General features: G+C 37.8%; 16 protein-coding genes and 1 pseudogene. 16 read left to right on the forward strand and 1 reads right to left on the reverse strand.

Annotated features, from left to right (window positions below; all coding sequences use genetic code 11):
• Positions 1-273: 273 nt before the first annotated feature.
• Positions 274-1260, reverse strand: coding sequence for an L-lactate dehydrogenase (locus B7692_RS00010; RefSeq protein ID WP_000204728.1), 987 nt, complete (start codon positions 1258-1260; stop codon positions 274-276).
• Between the two features lie 193 nt (positions 1261-1453).
• Between B7692_RS00010 and gyrA the strand changes: the two genes are divergently transcribed.
• The 16 genes and pseudogenes from gyrA (at position 1454) to B7692_RS00085 (ending at position 19120) form a co-directional block, all read left to right on the forward strand.
• Positions 1454-3922, forward strand: a complete 2469-nt coding sequence (gene gyrA / locus B7692_RS00015; RefSeq protein ID WP_084929536.1) for a DNA gyrase subunit A — start codon at positions 1454-1456, stop codon at positions 3920-3922.
• Positions 3922-4665, forward strand: a complete 744-nt coding sequence (locus B7692_RS00020) for a class A sortase (protein WP_084929537.1) — start codon at positions 3922-3924, stop codon at positions 4663-4665. The genes gyrA and B7692_RS00020 overlap by 1 nt, the downstream gene beginning before the upstream one ends.
• A gap of 166 nt (positions 4666-4831) precedes the next feature.
• Entirely contained in the window at positions 4832-5629 is a 798-nt protein-coding gene (locus B7692_RS00025; protein ID WP_084929538.1) for a formate/nitrite transporter family protein, read from the forward strand.
• Positions 5630-5920: 291 nt separating this feature from the next.
• Entirely contained in the window at positions 5921-6718 is a 798-nt protein-coding gene (locus B7692_RS00030; protein ID WP_049499380.1) for a formate/nitrite transporter family protein, read from the forward strand.
• Positions 6719-6865: 147 nt separating this feature from the next.
• Positions 6866-8146 (forward strand): O-acetylhomoserine aminocarboxypropyltransferase/cysteine synthase family protein, encoded by a 1281-nt coding sequence (locus tag B7692_RS00035; protein WP_084929539.1) that lies wholly within the window; start codon positions 6866-6868, stop codon positions 8144-8146.
• Positions 8147-8241: 95 nt separating this feature from the next.
• On the forward strand, positions 8242-9516 hold the full coding sequence (locus tag B7692_RS00040) for a DUF2130 domain-containing protein (protein WP_084929540.1): 1275 nt from the start codon (positions 8242-8244) through the stop codon (positions 9514-9516).
• Positions 9517-9527: 11 nt separating this feature from the next.
• Entirely contained in the window at positions 9528-12713 is a 3186-nt protein-coding gene (locus B7692_RS00045) for an SIR2 family protein (protein WP_084929541.1), read from the forward strand.
• 21 nt (positions 12714-12734) lie between these two features.
• A pseudogene (locus tag B7692_RS11445) lies at positions 12735-12816 on the forward strand (DUF2130 domain-containing protein); the annotation flags it as partial.
• A 26-nt stretch (positions 12817-12842) separates the two neighbouring features.
• The gene (locus B7692_RS00050) at positions 12843-13655 is read left to right on the forward strand and encodes a hypothetical protein (RefSeq protein ID WP_239822357.1); all 813 of its coding nucleotides are present in this window, start codon (positions 12843-12845) and stop codon (positions 13653-13655) included.
• Positions 13656-13728: 73 nt separating this feature from the next.
• Positions 13729-14607 carry a tRNA pseudouridine(55) synthase TruB gene (gene truB / locus B7692_RS00055; RefSeq protein WP_084929542.1) on the forward strand — a complete coding sequence of 293 codons (879 nt, stop codon included), beginning with the start codon at positions 13729-13731 and terminating at the stop codon, positions 14605-14607.
• Positions 14608-14719: 112 nt separating this feature from the next.
• Positions 14720-15358: a uridine kinase gene (udk, locus tag B7692_RS00060; protein ID WP_001181376.1), complete on the forward strand. Its 639-nt coding sequence runs from the start codon at positions 14720-14722 to the stop codon at positions 15356-15358.
• A gap of 127 nt (positions 15359-15485) precedes the next feature.
• The gene (xseA, locus tag B7692_RS00065) at positions 15486-16826 is read left to right on the forward strand and encodes an exodeoxyribonuclease VII large subunit (protein ID WP_084929543.1); all 1341 of its coding nucleotides are present in this window, start codon (positions 15486-15488) and stop codon (positions 16824-16826) included.
• Positions 16804-17016 carry an exodeoxyribonuclease VII small subunit gene (locus tag B7692_RS00070; RefSeq protein WP_000043226.1) on the forward strand — a complete coding sequence of 71 codons (213 nt, stop codon included), beginning with the start codon at positions 16804-16806 and terminating at the stop codon, positions 17014-17016. Before xseA ends, B7692_RS00070 begins: the two co-directional genes overlap by 23 nt.
• The gene (locus tag B7692_RS00075) at positions 17013-17888 is read left to right on the forward strand and encodes a polyprenyl synthetase family protein (protein ID WP_084929544.1); all 876 of its coding nucleotides are present in this window, start codon (positions 17013-17015) and stop codon (positions 17886-17888) included. The genes B7692_RS00070 and B7692_RS00075 overlap by 4 nt, the downstream gene beginning before the upstream one ends.
• A complete protein-coding gene (locus B7692_RS00080; RefSeq protein ID WP_084929545.1) occupies positions 17881-18696 on the forward strand; it encodes a TlyA family RNA methyltransferase in 816 nt (271 codons plus the stop codon). The genes B7692_RS00075 and B7692_RS00080 overlap by 8 nt, the downstream gene beginning before the upstream one ends.
• The gene (locus tag B7692_RS00085; RefSeq protein WP_064276216.1) at positions 18689-19120 is read left to right on the forward strand and encodes an arginine repressor; all 432 of its coding nucleotides are present in this window, start codon (positions 18689-18691) and stop codon (positions 19118-19120) included. The genes B7692_RS00080 and B7692_RS00085 overlap by 8 nt, the downstream gene beginning before the upstream one ends.
• The last annotated feature ends 2 nt before the right edge of the window (positions 19121-19122 follow it).

Consider the following 19122-nt stretch of genomic DNA (forward strand, 5'->3'; position numbering starts at 1 on the left):
AAAGCCTCTTTGAGAGGCAAGTGACGAGTCAAGAGCAATAAGGCTTGAACAAAGTGAAAGCCAGCGTCTTTAGGCGCTGGCTGGTAATTTGGGCTTATAGCCCTGGGACAAACCACCCGTTTGACGGGTGGTCATGATTTTGCATTGAAAAGTATTTTATAGATGTTTCAACTTATTTTAAGTATAGTAGCGTAGAGAATACAAAAAAGACAAACACTAAAATGATGTTTGTCTTCGGTCTGAGGTTCCTATGAAATGAGAACCTCGTTATAATTAGTTTTTTGAAGCAGCTTGGAATTCTGGGTTTTTCCATGCTTCGTCAATGATAGCTTGCAATTCTTTAGCAGATGCTTGCATTTTTTGAGTTTCTGCGTCGTTCAATGGGATATTTACTGGACGAACAATACCATGTGCACCTACAACAGCTGGTTGACCGATAAAGACGTTTTTAACTCCGTATTGACCTTCTTGGAATACTGAAAGTGGAAGTACTGCGTTTTCATCGTCAAGGATTGCTTTAGTAATACGAGCAAGGGCTACTGCGATACCGTAGTATGTTGCACCTTTTTTGTTGATGATTGTGTAAGCTGCATCACGAACACCTTCGAACAATTCAATCAATTCAGCTTCTTGAACATTTTGAGTGTCTTTAAGGAATTCTTCAAGGTTTACACCAGCGATGTTAGCGTGTGACCAAACAGCGAACTCAGAGTCACCGTGTTCACCCATAATGTAGGCGTGGACTGAACGAGCATCAACATCCAATTTTTCAGCAAGTGCTTGACGGAAACGAGCTGAGTCAAGTGAAGTACCTGAACCGATAACGCGTTCTTTAGGGAATCCAGAGAATTTCCAAGTTGAGTAAGTCAAGACGTCAACTGGGTTAGCAGCAACAAGGAAGATACCTTTGAAACCTGATTCAACAACTTGAGTTACAATTGATTTGTTGATAGCAAGGTTTTTACCTACAAGGTCAAGACGAGTTTCACCTGGTTTTTGAGGCGCACCTGCAGTGATTACAACAAGGTCAGCGTCTGCACAGTCAGAGTATTGAGCTGCATAGATTTTTTTAGGTGAAGTGAAGGCAAGGGCATGACTAAGGTCAAGTGCATCACCAACAGCTTTTTCATGCAATTGTGGAATTTCGATAATTCCAAGCTCTTGTGCAATTCCTTGGTTAACAAGTGCAAAAGCGTAAGAAGAACCTACAGCACCATCACCGACAAGGATAACTTTTTTGTGTTGTTTAGTTGAAGTCATTATTCTAAACATCTCCTTAATTTTATTCAGGGATTTCCCAGTTATTTTAATTCTATCACTTTTAAAAAGCTTTGTCACGGATATGCATTTCAGTTCTTGATGTAAACGTTTTAGTGATTTTAGATACCTGAAATATAGCGGACATTATGGTATAATATAGTTAATTACTAATAGTGAAATGAGGCATTTATTAATGCAGGATAGAAATTTAGTGAATGTCAATCTGACAAAGGAGATGAAGACGAGCTTTATCGACTACGCCATGAGTGTTATCGTAGCGCGGGCCCTTCCTGATGTTCGAGATGGCTTGAAACCTGTTCACCGTCGGATTCTCTATGGAATGAATGAACTGGGTGTTACTCCAGACAAACCCCATAAAAAATCTGCTCGTATTACAGGGGATGTCATGGGTAAATATCACCCACACGGGGATTCCTCTATCTATGAAGCCATGGTTCGTATGGCTCAATGGTGGAGTTACCGTTACATGCTTGTAGATGGTCATGGGAACTTTGGTTCCATGGATGGTGATGGTGCTGCTGCCCAGCGTTATACAGAGGCACGCATGAGTAAGATTGCTCTGGAAATGCTTCGTGATATCAATAAAAATACAGTTGATTTCGTTGATAACTATGACGCGAACGAACGTGAACCCTTGGTATTGCCAGCGCGCTTTCCAAATCTTTTGGTTAATGGAGCGACTGGTATTGCTGTTGGGATGGCAACTAATATTCCACCTCATAACTTGGGTGAAACCATTGATGCAGTGAAGTTAGTTATGGACAATCCTGAAGTGACCACTAAGGACTTGATGGAAGTCTTACCTGGGCCAGATTTTCCAACTGGTGCTCTTGTTATGGGGAAATCAGGTATTCATAAGGCTTATGAAACAGGTAAAGGATCGATTGTCCTTCGTTCTCGCACTGAAATTGAAGAAACTAAGACTGGCCGTGAGCGCATCGTTGTGACAGAATTTCCATACATGGTAAATAAAACCAAGGTACATGAGCATATTGTTCGTTTGGTTCAGGAAAAACGCATTGAGGGAATAACAGCAGTACGTGATGAGTCAAACCGTGAAGGTGTTCGATTTGTTATCGAAGTGAAGCGCGATGCCTCAGCCAATGTTATCCTCAACAATCTTTTCAAGATGACCCAGATGCAAACCAACTTTGGTTTTAATATGTTGGCGATTCAAAATGGTGTACCCAAGATTTTGTCTCTTCGTCAGATTTTGGACGCTTATATTGAGCACCAAAAAGAAGTGGTTGTTCGTCGTACACGTTTTGATAAGGAAAAAGCAGAAGCGCGTGCTCATATCTTAGAAGGTCTCTTGATTGCGCTAGATCATATCGATGAAGTGATTCGTATCATCCGTGCTAGTGAAACGGATGCTGAGGCACAAGCTGAGTTGATGAGCAAATTCAAGTTATCTGAACGTCAAAGTCAAGCCATTCTTGATATGCGTCTTCGTCGTTTGACAGGTTTGGAACGCGATAAGATTCAGTCTGAGTATGATGACCTCTTGGCTCTGATTGCAGATTTAGCAGATATTCTAGCTAAGCCAGAACGTGTTTCTCAAATTATCAAGGATGAATTAGATGAAGTCAAGCGTAAGTTTGGTGACCAACGTCGTACGGAATTGATGGTCGGTGAAGTCTTAAGCCTCGAAGATGAGGATTTGATTGAAGAAACGGATGTCTTGATTACACTTTCTAACAAGGGATACATCAAACGTCTCGACCAAGCTGAGTTCACCGCTCAAAAACGTGGTGGTCGTGGTGTTCAAGGTACAGGTGTTAAGGATGATGATTTTGTTCGTGAGTTAGTGTCAACTAGCACCCATGATCACCTACTCTTCTTTACAAATAAAGGACGTGTCTATCGCCTGAAAGGCTATGAAATTCCTGAGTATGGCCGTACTGCTAAGGGATTGCCAATTGTCAATCTTTTGAAATTGGATGAAGGTGAAAGTATTCAGACCATCATCAATGTTGAATCTGAACGCAGCGATGACGCTTATCTCTTCTTCACAACTCGTCATGGTATTGTGAAGAGAACCAGCGTTAAGGAATTTGCTAATATTCGTCAGAATGGACTCAAGGCTTTAAACCTCAAGGATGAAGATGAGTTGATTAATGTCTTGCTGACAGAAGAGGATACGGATATTATCATTGGTACCAAGTTTGGTTATTCAGTTCGCTTTAATCAATCAGCGGTTCGTGGTATGAGTCGTATCGCCACTGGTGTGAAAGGTGTTAATCTCCGTGAGGGGGACACAGTTGTTGGTGCTAGTGTGATTACAGACCAGGACGAGGTTCTTATCATCACAGACAAAGGATATGGTAAGCGAACAGTTGCGACTGAATATCCAACTAAAGGTCGTGGTGGTAAAGGGATGCAAACTGCTAAAATTACGGAAAAGAATGGTTCCCTTGCTGGTCTTATGACAGTAAAAGGTGATGAAGATTTGATGATTATTACTGATACAGGTGTCATGATTCGAACCAACGTTGCCAATATTTCACAAACAGGTCGCTCAACTATGGGAGTTAAAGTGATGCGCCTGGACCAAGATGCCAAAATTGTAACCTTTACTACGGTTGCAGCGGCAGAAAAAGAAGAAGTTGGGACAGGAAACGAAACAGAAGGTGAAGCATAATGTCTCATAAAAAGAACAAAAAGAAAACAAACCGTAAAAATTTATTAATCAATATCTTGGCAGGGTTTTTAATCCTCTTGTCAGTGGCTTTGATTTTCAATTCAAAAATTCGTGATATGTTCATGGTTTGGAATACCAATAAATACCAAGTCAGCCAAGTATCAAAAGAAAAATTGGAAGAAAATCAAGATACAGAAGGCAATTTTGACTTTGATTCTGTAAAAGCCATCTCGTCAGAAGCTGTTTTATCCTCACAATGGGATTCGCAAAAATTGCCAGTTATCGGTGGAATTGCTGTCCCTGAAGTAGAAATTAACTTGCCTATTTTTAAGGGGCTTGATAATGTCAATCTCTTCTATGGGGCTGGTACAATGAAGCGTGACCAAGTGATGGGGAAAGGAAACTATTCACTTGCGAGCCATCACATCTTTACGGCAGAAAATGCCAGTCAAATGCTCTTTTCTCCATTGGCACGCGCTAAAAATGGGATGAAAATTTATCTAACTGATAAGGATAAAGTTTATACCTATGAAATCCGTGAGGTGAAGCATGTGACACCAGATCGCGTTGATGAGATTGATGACCGTAGTGGTGTTAATGAAATCACACTTGTAACCTGTGTTGACTATGATGCGACAGAACGTATTATCGTAAAAGGTGACTTGAAAGATACAAAAGATTATTTACAAACACCTGAAGAAATTCTAACAGCTTTCAATCAACCATATAAACAACGTTATTAAGATTTAAAGAATCAGTAAACATTTAGTTTTACTGGTTCTTTTTATATTGCTTTGTAAGCCTATTATGTAATGTTAAATCAATACAAATGTTATCATTTTAAAAAAATAATCACCCGATTAAATATTTTATGTTATAATGTTAAATATAAAAAAGAAGGAGATGTTCATGAGTTCTTCAGAGTTTATTTCGAAGATAGATTATTATTGTCACAAGAAAGAAAGTCTTTTTAAGCAAAGTAAGTCCAAGTATGCAATTCGTTCTATATTTGCAGGTGCTTTTTTAACCTTCAGTACAGCTGCTGGGGCTATTGGTGCGGATTTACTTAATAGTATTGTTCCAAGTAGTGGGTATTTCCTTTTCCCATTTGTTTTTGCTTGGGGGCTGGTTTATATCGTATTTTTAAATGCGGAATTGGTAACTTCCAATATGATGTATTTAACAGCAGGTGCATTTTTGAAAAAGATTGATTGGAAAAAGGCAATGATTATTTTACTCTATTGTACTTTGTTTAATCTCATTGGTGCCTTGGTAGCTGGATGGGCCTTTGCCAACTCGTCAGCCTTTTCGCATTTGACCCATGATAGTTTCCTTCCTAAGCTTGTAGCCAAGAAATTAGCGCGTCCAAATGATTTAGTCCTGCTTGAGGGAATTCTTGCCAATGTATTTGTAAATATTGCCATTCTTTCATCTATACTAGTTAAAGATGGTGCTGCCAAACTATGGATTATTTTATCGGCTATTTCCATGTTTGTCTTCTTGTCCAATGAGCACATCGCTGCCAATTTTGCTTCCTTTAGTATTATGAAATTTAGCGTGATTGCTGATCAAGTACCTCACTTTGATCTTCCAAATATCCTTCGACATTGGGGTGTAACCTTTATTGCTAACTTTATAGGTGGAGGTCTTCTGATTGGTTTACCGTATGCCTTTCTAAATAAGAATGAAGATACATATGTTGATTAAGAAGAGTTAGTGTATCAGGGAGAATCAGAACGATTCTCTCTTTTTCTTTTACAAAATAGACTTGCAGAGAAAATCGTTTTTAAATTGTAACAATAAAATATATTAAATAGATTAAAAGTTATTCCATGCAATCTTTATATTCTAATAATTAAAAATTCTAAAAGCTTGTTATTAAAACAATGTAAACGATTGCTGAATTTATAAATTTATTAAAAATACAAATAGGAAAGGCTTTTCATGATATCGATTTTATGTTATAATTATCACAAATAAAAGTTTTAGGAGTTTATTATGGTTTCTTCAGAATTTATCTCAAAGATTGAATTTGCTTGCAAGAAGAAAGAAAGTCTTTATAGTCAAAGCAAATTTAAGTATGCGATTCGTTCGATGTTTGCAGGTGCATTTTTAACCTTCAGTACTGCTGCTGGTGCAGTTGGAGCTGACTTGATTAATAAAATTGCACCAGGTAGTGGACGTTTCCTCTTCCCATTTGTCTTTGCTTGGGGCTTGGCCTACATTGTTTTCTTGAATGCCGAGTTGGTAACATCAAACATGATGTTCTTGACTGCTGGTAGTTTCTTGAAAAAAATCTCTTGGAGAAAAACAGCTGAGATTTTACTTTACTGTACCTTGTTCAACCTTATCGGGGCTTTGATAGCAGGTTGGGGCTTTGCCCACTCAGCAGCCTATGCACATCTGACTCACGATAGTTTCATCTCAGGGGTTGTTGAGATGAAGTTAGGCCGTTCAAATGAATTAATCTTGCTTGAGGCGATTTTGGCAAATATTTTCGTAAATATTGCGATTCTTTCATTTGTTTTGGTCAAAGATGGTGGCGCCAAACTTTGGCTTGTGTTGTCGGCGATTTACATGTTTGTATTCTTAACAAACGAGCACATTGCTGCGAACTTTGCTTCTTTCGCGATTGTAAAATTCAGTGTTGCTGCGGATTCAATTGCTAACTTCGGTGTTGGAAATATGCTTCGCCACTGGGGGGTAACCTTCGTTGGAAACTTTATCGGAGGAGGCCTCTTGATGGGTCTTCCATATGCTTTCCTCAATAAAAATGAAGATACTTATGTAGATTAAGAAAATGAGCACGATTGATTCGTGCTTTTTTCATTTTTAAAATAAGGTAATAGCTGTTTCTTATATCAAAATATAGAAAGCTAATATTTGTAAACTATACCTTAAGGTGCTACAATATCCTTAATCAAACTATTTGGAGGTCGCCTTATGACTCGTGATTTTAAATTTGAAACTTTGCAACTGCATGCTGGTCAAGTTGTGGATCCAGCTACCAAGTCTCGTGCAGTGCCGATTTATCAAACAACATCTTTTGTTTTTGATGACACGCAGGAAGGTGCAGATTTGTTTGCCTTGAGAAAACCAGGGAACATTTATACTCGTATCACCAACCCTACAACAGCTGCCTTTGAAGAAAGAATTGCAGCTCTCGAAGGTGGTGTTGGAGCTCTTGCAACAGCATCAGGTATGGCCGCAGTGACTTATACGATTTTGGCTCTTGCTCATGCAGGTGACCATGTAGTTGCAGCATCAACTATTTATGGTGGAACCTTCAATCTTTTGAAAGAAACCCTTCCTCGTTATGGTATCACAACAACCTTTGTCGACGTGGATAATTTGGAGGAAGTAGAAGCAGCTATCAATGATAATACCAAGCTTGTTCTGATTGAAACCTTGGGCAACCCCTTGATTAACATTCCAGATTTGGAAAAATTGGCAGAGATTGCTCATAAGCATCAGATTCCACTCGTTTCAGATAATACCTTTGCAACACCTTATTTGATTAACGTCTTCTCTCACGGCGTAGATATTGCTATTCACTCTGCGACTAAGTTTATCGGTGGGCATGGTACAACTATTGGTGGCGTTATTGTCGATAGCGGTCGTTTTGACTGGGCGGCTTCAGGAAAATTCCCTCAATTTGTTGAAGAAGACCCAAGTTATCACAACTTGAGCTATACTCGTGATGTGGGTGCAGCAGCCTTTATTATCGCTGTCCGTGTTCAATTGCTTCGTGATACAGGGGCAGCCTTGTCACCATTTAATGCCTTCTTGTTACTCCAAGGACTTGAAACCCTTTCACTTCGTGTGGAACGTCATGTGCAAAATGCAGAGAAAATTGTTGATTTCCTTGTCAACCATCCTAAGGTAGAAAAAGTCAACTATCCAAAATTGGCTGATAGTCCTTATCATGCCTTGGCTGAAAAATACTTGCCAAAAGGTGTTGGTTCAATCTTTACCTTCCATGTCAAAGGTGGAGAGGCAGAAGCTCGCAAGGTAATTGATAATTTGGAAATCTTCTCTGACCTTGCAAACGTGGCAGATGCCAAATCTCTTGTTGTCCATCCCGCAACAACCACTCACGGTCAATTGTCAGAAAAAGACCTAGAAGCAGCAGGTGTCACACCAAACCAAATTCGCTTGTCTATCGGACTTGAAAATGTAGATGATTTGATCGAAGATTTGCGCTTGGCCTTGGAAAAAATTTAAAGAAAAAGAAGATAAACAGTGGGTTTCGACTCACTGTTTTTGATTTTTCCTTAGGCATGATATAATGGTTAAAGAAGTCTAGAAAGAGGAATGTTATGAACGAAATCAAATGCCCCAACTGTGGGGAAGTCTTTACAGTAAATGAAAGTCAGTATGCTGAACTTTTATCCCAAGTGAGAACAGCAGAGTTTGATAAGGAATTGCACGATCGGATGAAGCAGGAACTGGCCTTGGCTGAGCAAAAGGCCATGAATGAACAACAGTCTAAACTAGCTCAAAAAGACCAAGAAATTGCTCAATTGCAGAGTCAAATCCAAAATTTTGATACAGAAAAAGAATTGGCCAAGAAAGAGGTTGAACAGACAAGTAATCAGGCCTTATTGGCTAAGGACAAGGAAGTACAGGCCTTGGAAAACCAACTGGCCACCTTGCGTTTGGAACATGAAAATCAACTGCAAAAGACCCTTTCTGACCTAGAAAAAGAACGGGATCAGGTTAAAAATCAGCTTCTTTTACAAGAAAAAGAAAACGAACTCTCTCTTGCTTCTGTTAAGCAAAACTACGAAGCTCAACTCAAGGCAGCTAGTGAACAAGTCGAATTTTATAGGAATTTCAAAGCCCAACAATCTACAAAAGCTATCGGGGAAAGTCTGGAACAGTACGCAGAGAGTGAGTTTAACAAGGTCCGTAGTTTTGCCTTTCCAAATGCTTACTTTGAAAAGGATAACAAGGTTTCTTCGCGTGGGTCTAAGGGTGACTTTATCTTCCGTGAGAGTGATGAAAATGGTGTTGAAATCATTTCCATCATGTTTGAGATGAAAAATGAAGCAGATGGAACAGAGAAGAAGCACAAGAATGCAGACTTTTACAAGGAATTGGACAAGGACCGTCGGGAGAAGAACTGTGAGTATGCCGTTTTGGTGACCATGCTAGAGGCAGATAACGACTACTTTAACACAGGGATTGTTGACGTTAGTCACGAGTATGAAAAGATGTATGTGGTTCGCCCTCAGTTCTTTATCCAGTTGATTGGACTCTTACGAAATGCGGCGCTTAATTCCCTAAAATATAAGCAGGAGTTGGCCTTGGTTCGCGAACAAAATATCGACATTACGCATTTTGAGGAAGACTTGGATGCCTTTAAGCTAGCATTTGCCAAGAACTACAACTCAGCTTCGACCAACTTTGGTAAAGCTATCGATGAAATCGACAAGGCTATCAAACGCATGGAAGAGGTTAAAAAGTTCCTAACAACATCTGAAAACCAACTCCGCCTTGCAAACAATAAATTGGAAGATGTTTCCGTCAAAAAATTGACCCGGAAGAATCCAACTATGAAAGCAAAGTTTGAAGCATTGAAGGGGGAGTGAGGAAATAAGTTATGGAAGATGATCTTAATTATGAAAATTTGATAGATGATGTAACCGAGGCTATAAAAAAGTTAAACTTAGTAATTTTTATTGGCGCAGGGGTTTCAATTGCTCAAGGTTATCCTAATTGGAACAATTATATTGAACATCTTATTAAGTATTGGCAAGGACAAGTTTTATCGGTAAGTGGTGAAAAAAGGCTTGGAAGAGAACATCACGTAGTTTTTGATTTAATTAGCAAATCTAGTATTAGTAATAAACGTAAAGTGGATCTAGTAAACTATGAATTAAAAAAAGTTTTTGGTGAAGATTTTGAAAAGCGACGACTAGATTTTGAAAAAGGATATTTTAAAAATCTGCTACCATATTCAATAGTTAACCAAACAGTAGAATCTTTAGCGAGTTTAAATGCAATATTTATTACTTCTAACTACGACTATGAAATTGAAAATCATATTAAACGTTTAAAAAATTCTGTAGTTACTATTAATGATCTCAATGAATTTACTAAGAACAAGAAAGGGAAGCTACAATTTGGTGATGTTCTACATATCCATGGAACACCAGATTGTGATGTAAAGTATTTTGTAAGTTCATCCGCAGATTATTCAAAAACCTATTTAAAAAATAGGGAAAATTTTGAAAATCTAGTAACATGGTTTAAAGAGACAAAACCTACTGTTTTATTTATTGGAGCAGGTCTTGAAGAAGATGAAATTTTATCTTTACTTTGTAAAGATAGTAAGAACTATGCCTTGATGAAGTCAGAGAACACAGGTAATCAGAGAGCTGATGAACATTATAGAGGTGTTGTTGAAGGATTTTTTAGCTCAGAAAACCATACTCAGATTATTTGGTACGGAGATGAATTTGAGAAATTACCTCTTTTTGTAAAAAAATTAGTTGCTGATATTAATGAAAAATTGGGCATACATGATTTTTATAATCAGTGGAACAATCTTTTGAATCCTTCTATAAATCAAGAAGAGTATAATAAAAATCTAGATAGTATTTCTAATGATTTTAAGTATCTAAGCTCTGTTTTAGATAAGGTTATTGAAAATGATAATAATCAACTAGATCAGCTAATGTTAAATGCTCTGCTTCGGGGTGAAACTCTAACAGTAATTAAAAAAAATTTTGTCCTTGCATTTTGGAAGTTTATTGTTAAGAATATTGAAAAGTTAAGTGATAGTGAGTGGGATGTGATTTATAAAATAATTTATGAGGGCTCTCAAAATTACTTTATAGATGATGTATTCTTTGTCTATAATTATGCGATAGATAATAAAATTTCTAGTTTTACAAATAATAATAAGCTTAATGAACTGAGAGAAATTATATCCAAAGAGGGATATATCGTTAATTCTAACTTTAATAAAGATAAAACTCTTTTGGGTTACTGGCTAGTAAGTACTTTTGAACAGCAAAATCGTGATTTATATATAGAGGAAGATAGTGAAGTAGAAGTTAACTTAAATTACGAATGTGTTAATAAATTAATCTCCATACTAAATAATCCAGAATTTTCAAGTTATAATTACTACTCTATAGAGTATCAATTAAAAGAGTATGATGTTGTTAAATTTCTTTATGATCTTCTAAAGTCCAAAAAATTATTTATTGAAGAGGAAGAGTTTTTAGAAAGTGATTCTGAAGACTTAATAAGTACTATATTAATTCAAAAATTGCTTGTTCAATTGGATAATGAAATTAATTTGGATTTAGAATTTATCAAGAGGTTAATTGATAAAATTGATTTTTCAAATATTCACTTTGGAGAGGAATTAAACACTTTTATCAAAGAACACAGAAGTATTATTAGAGAAAAAAATATTGAAATACCAAAAGAACCTTATAGAAATTGGATATCTTCACTAGAAGAAGGTTGTGTTTCACAATTTTCATATTTAACTCAAGAAAATCTTGTAGAGTACGATGAATCTAGAGTATTAGAGATATTAGTCAACGCCGAAATGAAACAAAGAGGTTCTTCATTTTTGGAAGAAAAGACGATAAATGAAACGGAAAATTTCTTGATTACTGTTTTAAAAGAATCAAATGAAATATCTAAAAAGGTTTCTGATTTATTGAAAAATCATATAGATGACTTATATCCAAAATATAAGAGATTATATGTAAAAATTATCAGTTCTCCTGAAATAGAAGAAAATTTGAGAAATATTGTTAGAGAAAAATATTTAAAAAGATTTAACAAAGAAAGTTTTGATTCTAACGATCGGAAATTTTTTGAATATCATATAAAACAACAAAATACAGATATAGATATTTTTGAAAAATTACTTAGTATCAATGTGAATGAACTCTCAACACCAAAAGGTGATAATAAACAATTAGATATACTTCATTTTATAAATAGTGAAATGGGATCATATTTTCAATGTTTAATATCATTATTTATAAATCATTCAGGTTATAGAGATGTAATTATTCAAATAATAAATTCAGTAATAGATACCGATTATAGGGAGTTTGCTCAAGGTATTTTATTAAATGAATACAATCCAAACAGAATCAATGTAACTTACAACACCTTTTTAGGATTTGCGTATTATCATTCTACAATTACTGTCGAAGCTGCGGATGTTTTCACAGATGTAGTAAGGGATATTCTATACAAAAAAATTGAGGACAATCAAATTCTTTATAAAGTTTATCTAGTTGCTTTAGAGAGGGTAGATCCAACTATTGATTCGTTTTCTATATCAAAGAATAACTATAGTCAAATGATAAATATCATTTTTACAGAAGACTATGAATTTAGATATTCTAAAGAATGGTTGCGAGCATTATTCAAATCTGACTCAAGTGCGAACTATCTGGTGACAATTTTTTATTTATTATATAATGAAAATCTTAAAGAAAATAGATTTGCTTTATTCATAGAGGAATTAAGTGATTATGTAACAACTTATAATCAGAAATTATCTTTACGAGGAATGAATTATAAATTAAATCATGAAGAACTTAACAATTTTGATTTGTTGAAAAAAATGTTTCTGAAATTAGTGGAGACTGATAAGATAGAGAATGATATTTTCTATCTAGATGGCATCAAAAGTGTACTCCCATTATTATCTTTAGATGAAAGACGAAATGTATTACAACATATTCAAAAACAGAACAATTGTCCTCCTCCAGAGATTGAGGAATTACAAAGAATTATAGTTAATTAAAATTTGTAAAAAAGAGAATAAAAGGTAGACGACGCCTCAGTAAAAATTGACCCGTAAAAATCCAACCATGAAAGCGAAGTTTGAAGCATTGAAGGGGGAGTGAGATTATCTTAAAAACAGGAGTGTTATATGAAAAGAACTATAGAAATTATTAGAACATGGTCAGCTGATAAAATTGAATTAATTTTTCTTAAAATTATATTTAAATATTTGCTGTATTTTTTAGTGTTTTCAACAGTAATGTTTTATGTTTATATTTTTAACCATTCATCGGCCACTTACACAAAGGTATTAACAGTATTTCTTGTCCTTCTTATATTGTTTATTCTTCTATCTAAATTATTACTAGATAGGGCTTTAATTGGTATTTTATTTGAGGATATCAATTTAACAAAGTATCGGGATATAGTTGCTAGAGCTGATGCAAATTCTTTAAATAGAAATGTTCAGATTCTTCCAAAATATTTGGCAAATGCAAGAGTATCTTTTTATAGAGGACACTTCCAAGATAGTTTAGAATTGCTGAATAAAATAAAAAATAGTAATCTAAAAAAATCCAAAAATCTCTACTATTTATTTCATATCAAGTATTATAGCATCCTAAACTTGGTTCATTTGAATGATTGTTTAGAATTGCAAGAATTAATGGTAGAAATTGAAGAACTAACAAGTAATGTTCAATCGCAAATGTTAAAATATCAGGAAGAAATTTTGAGTTTAAAGGCTATTGTTGATATCTATTGCAATAAAATATCAAACGACTATTTCGACACTGCGGAACCAGAAAGTAAGTTAGCTCGAATCATGTTCTCTTATTACGGAGCTCTCAATGCCCAATTAAAAGGAGATGAAGCTCGTGCCCGAAGTTTGTTTGAAAGCATTGCCCATGAAAATCCAGAACTCTTTTATGTTCAGGAAGCTAGGAAGTATTTAGAAAAATGAGCTGATATAGTTTTAAAATCTGTCTAAGATAGAATATGTTGATGTAAAGTGAAAAGGGAATTAGAAAGCAAAAATGAACGGTATTATCAACTTAAAAAAAGAAGCGGGGATGACCTCGCATGATGCGGTTTTTAAACTGCGTAAGATTTTGGGGACTAAGAAGATTGGTCATGGTGGGACCTTGGATCCGGATGTGGTGGGTGTTTTGCCCATTGCGGTTGGCAAGGCGACACGCATGGTCGAGTTTATGCAGGACGAGGGCAAGGTCTATGAGGGGGAAATCACTCTAGGTTATTCAACGACAACTGAGGATGCTAGTGGGGAAGTGGTCGCAGAGACACCTGTTTTATCTCCCTTGGATGAAAAGCTTGTTGATGAAGCAATCGCTAGTTTGACTGGGCCTATTACTCAGATTCCGCCTATGTACTCTGCGGTCAAGGTCAATGGTCGTAAGCTCTATGAGTATGCACGTGCTGGTCAAGAAGTAGAGCGTCCAGAGCGTCAGGTGATCATTTATCAATTTGATCGAACAAGTCCGATTTCTTATGAGGGTCATCTTGCACGCTTTACTTTTCGTGTGAAATGTAGCAAGGGAACCTATATTCGTACCTTATCGGTTGACTTGGGAGAAAAACTTGGTTATGCGGCCCATATGTCACATTTGACACGGACTAGTGCAGCTGGTTTGCAACTAGAAGATGCTCTTACCTTGGAAGAAATTGCTGAAAAAGTGGAGGCTGGTCAATTGGACTTTCTTCATCCTCTAGAGATTGGGACAGGCGACCTTGTCAAAGTTTTCCTAACTCAAGAAGAGGCTACAGAAGTACGCTTTGGTCGTTTTATCGAACTCGAACAAACAGAACAAGAATTAGCTGCCTTTGAAGAAGAGAAATTGCTAGCCATTCTAGAAAAAAGGGACAATCTCTATAAGCCAAGGAAGGTTTTTAGCTAGTCTAACTGGGGTGTATGGATTGGAATTGTTTCCCTAAGACTATCCAAATCAGACTATAAATTTCCCAAAAATTATGATAGAATAGACCACGGATAAAAAAACGGAGGATAGCATGCAAAATAGACCAATCATTATCGGAGTGACAGGTGGTTCTGGTGGGGGTAAGACCAGTGTTTCAAGAGCCATTTTATCGCATTTCCCTGATGAAAAGATTTCCATGATTGAGCATGATTCATACTACAAGGATCAGTCTCATTTGACCTTTGAAGAGCGTGTCAAAACCAACTATGACCATCCTTTTGCCTTTGATACAGACTTGATGATCGAGCAGATTAAGGAATTGTTGGCGGGTCGTCCGGTGGACATCCCGACTTATGACTATACAGAGCATACACGCAGTAGCAAGACCTATCGTCAAGAGCCTCAAGATGTTTTTATCGTTGAGGGGATTTTGGTCTTGGAGGACAAGCGTCTGCGCGATTTGATGGATATCAAGATTTTTGTGGATACAGACGATGATGTGCGCATTATTCGTCGTATCAAGCGTGATATGGAAGAGCGTGGCCGTAGCCTTGATAGCGTTATTGACCAGTATTTAGGTGTGGTCAAACCAATGTATCACCAGTTTATCGAGCCAACTAAGCGTTATGCCGATATCGTCATTCCTGAAGGGGTTAGCAATACCGTGGCTATCGATCTTTTGACGACCAAGATTGCAAAGATTTTGGAAGAAGCTCGAAACAGCAAATAATCAGATGTGGAGGTCTTGCCTCCTTTTTCTATTTTTCCTTCATAATGGTACATAAATGGAGATTTTTAGGCATATTTTTGGTATAATAATACCCATGAAAGAGCAAGAAAATGAATAGTAGGTGGAGATGGAAAAGTATTTATCGGTAACAACTTTGACCAAGTATCTGAAAATGAAATTCGATAAAGACCCTTACTTGGAACGGGTCTATTTAACTGGTCAAGTTTCCAACTTTCGTAAACGACCTACTCACCAATATTTCTCCCTAAAGGATGACCATGCAGTTATTCAAGCGACCATCTGGTCTGGGATTTATCAGAAATTAGGTTTCGAACTGGAAGAAGGGATGAAGATCAATGTGATTGGGCGTGTACAGGTCTATGAACCAAGTGGAAGCTACTCCATTATCATTGAAAAGGCAGAGCCTGATGGGGTTGGGGCGCTTGCGATTCAGTTTGAACAACTCAAGAAAAAATTGGCAGAAGAAGGCCTGTTTCAAGAACGCTTCAAGCAACCTCTGCCCCAATTTTCTAAGAGAATTGGTGTAGTAACCAGCCGTAGCGGAGCCGTTATTCGAGATATTATCACGACCGTCAGCAGGCGATTTCCAGGTGTCGATATTCTGCTCTATCCGACCAAGGTTCAAGGTGAAGGTTCTGCGGAGGAAATTGCTCGAAATATTGCGCGTGCCAATCAACGGGACGATTTGGATTTGCTGATTATTGGTCGTGGTGGTGGTTCCATCGAGGATCTCTGGGCCTTTAACGAAGAGATTGTGGTACGGGCTATTTTTGAATCCCGTTTACCAGTTATCTCTAGTGTGGGGCATGAGACGGATGTGACCTTGGCAGATTTTGTGGCAGATCGCCGCGCTGCGACACCAACGGCTGCTGCTGAACTAGGAACACCTGTGACCAAGTTGGATGTATTAGCTCATTTGCAAAATCAGGAAAAGCGGATGGCAACAGCGGCCCGAAATGTCCTATCGAAGAAACAAGAAGCTTTGAAAAAATGCAGTCAGTCTGTTATCTTTAGACAGCCAGAACGCTTATATGACAGTTATTTGCAACGCTTGGACCAACTGCAACTGCGCTTAAAACAAAGTTTGCGAACACGGATTTCTGATAACAAACAAGTCGTCCAAGCAAGGACGCATCAACTGGTGCAATTATCACCTGTTACTAAAATTCAACGTTATCAAGACCGACTTGGGCAGTTGGATAAGCTCTTACGTAGCCAAATGGCGCTGGTTTATGATGCCAAGGTTGCTGAGGTCAAAAGATTATCAGAAGCCTTACTGATGTTGGATACTAGCCGAATTGTGGCACGTGGTTATGCAATTGTCAAAAAAGAAGATTCAGTAGTCGATTCGGTTGAGAATTTAAAGAAAACAGACCAAGTGACGCTTTTGATGCGAGATGGTCAAGTAGAATTAGAGGTTAAAGATGTCAAAACAAAAGAAATTTGAGGAAAATCTAGCAGAACTGGAGACTATTGTCCAAAGTTTGGAAAATGGTGAAATAGCTTTAGAAGATGCGATTGCGGCCTTTCAAAAGGGCATGGTCTTGTCAAAAGAGCTCCAAGCGACGTTAGACAAGGCTGAAAAGACCTTGGTCAAGGTCATGCAAGAAGACGGAACAGAAAGTGATTTTGAATGAAAAAGCAAGAAAAATTAGCTCTTGTCGAGTCGGCTTTGGAAGACTTTTATGGAGACCAGCAGTTTGCCTCTAGTTTGCGAGAGTCTGTTCTCTATTCCATTCATGCAGGTGGCAAGCGTATTCGACCTTTTCTCTTGTTAGAAGTTCTGGAAGCCTTGCAGGTCGCTATTAAACCTGCTCACGCGCAGGTGGCTGCGGCCTTGGAAATGATTCATACAGGGAGCTTGATTCACGATGATCTTCCAGCTATGGATGATGATGATTACCGTCGGGGACGCTTGACCAATCATAAGAAATTTGGTGAAGCTATGGCCATTTTGGCAGGAGATGCTTTATTCCTAGATCCCTATGCCTTGATTGCGCAGGCAGATTTGCCAAGTCAAATCAAGGTGGACTTGATTGCCAACTTATCTCTTGCTTCAGGAAGTCTGGGCATGGTGGCAGGCCAGGTTTTGGACATGGAAGGTGAACACCAGCATTTGTCTTTGGAAGAACTTCAGACCATTCATGCTAATAAGACTGGAAAACTACTAGCCTTTCCCTTCCAAGCAGCTGCCATCATAGCCGAATTGGCACCTGAAATGCAGGCAAAGCTGAAAACTGTAGGTGAATTGATTGGGCTTGCTTTTCAGGTCAGAGACGATGTGCTGGATGTGACCGCTAGTTTTGAGGAAATCGGCAAGACACCTCAAAAGGATTTGCAGGCAGAAAAATCAACCTATCCTGCTTTGTTGGGCTTGGAAGAGGCCATTGCCTTTTGTAACCAAACTCTGGATCAAGCTAATGCCAAATTAGAAGAAATTTCCCAGCAGATTCCTTTTGATATAGAATCGATTGTAAAAGTAGTAGAAAGTTTGAGAATCAATGGCTAAGGAAAGAGTGGATGTACTAGCTTATAAACAGGGTTTGTTTGAAACGCGAGAACAGGCCAAGCGCGGTGTCATGGCTGGTCTAGTCGTAGCAGTCTTTAATGGAGAACGGTTTGATAAACCAGGGGAGAAAATCCCAGATGACACCGAGCTGAAACTCAAGGGTGAAAAACTCAAGTATGTCAGCCGTGGTGGCTTGAAATTAGAAAAGGCCTTGCAGGTCTTTGATTTGTCAGTAGAAGGGGCAACAACGATTGATATCGGTGCCTCTACTGGAGGTTTTACCGATGTCATGTTGCAGAATGATGCTGAGTTAGTCTTTGCAGTCGATGTTGGTACCAATCAGTTGGCTTGGAAATTACGCCAAGACCCAAGAGTAGTCAGCATGGAGCAGTTCAATTTCCGCTATGCTGAAAAGACTGATTTCGAAAAGGAACCGAGCTTTGCCAGTATTGATGTGAGTTTCATTTCCCTCAGTCTGATTCTTCCGGCCTTGCATCGTGTCTTGACAAATCAAGGTCAGGTTGTGGCTCTAGTTAAGCCTCAGTTTGAGGCAGGTCGTGAGCAGATTGGGAAAAATGGAATCATTCGTGATGCCAAGGTCCATCAACATGTCCTTGAATCTGTCACAACCATGGCAGTAGAGGAAGGGTTTTCAGTCCTTGGTTTGGACTTTTCTCCCATCCAAGGCGGACATGGAAATATTGAGTTTTTAGCGTATTTGAAAAAAGAAGAGTCAGCAAGTAATCAGGTTCTTGCTGAGATTGAAGAAGTAGTAGAGAGGGCGCATAGTCAATTTAAAAATGAATAAAAAAGAGAGACTTGAAAAAATTAGACGATTTGTGACAGATTTTCAAATCGGTACACAAGAAGAAATCGTAGAACATTTGAAAGAAGCAGGTATCACTGCCACTCAGGCAACGGTATCCCGAGATATCAAAGAGCTAGGTATTGTTAAAATTCCTTTGAGAGACAACACCTATGTCTATGAATTGCCAAAATCAATCGTGAAAAGTTTGCAACTGGCTGAAGACAATATCGAATCGGCAGAATTGATGGACAAGATGATCAATCTCCAAGTCATCCCAGGAAATACAGCTTTTGTAAAAGCTCAGTTAACCGAGACTTTTGTGGATAAGATTTTTAGCTGTTTAGCTGATGATAGCTCGATTTTAGTCATTGCCAGAAGTGAAAGTCTAGCTGAGGAAATTTTTGAACAAGTAAAAAATTGGTAGGT

It is taken from the genome of Streptococcus mitis, assembly GCF_002096925.1.
In the GTDB taxonomy this organism is placed as follows: domain Bacteria; phylum Bacillota; class Bacilli; order Lactobacillales; family Streptococcaceae; genus Streptococcus; species Streptococcus mitis_AF.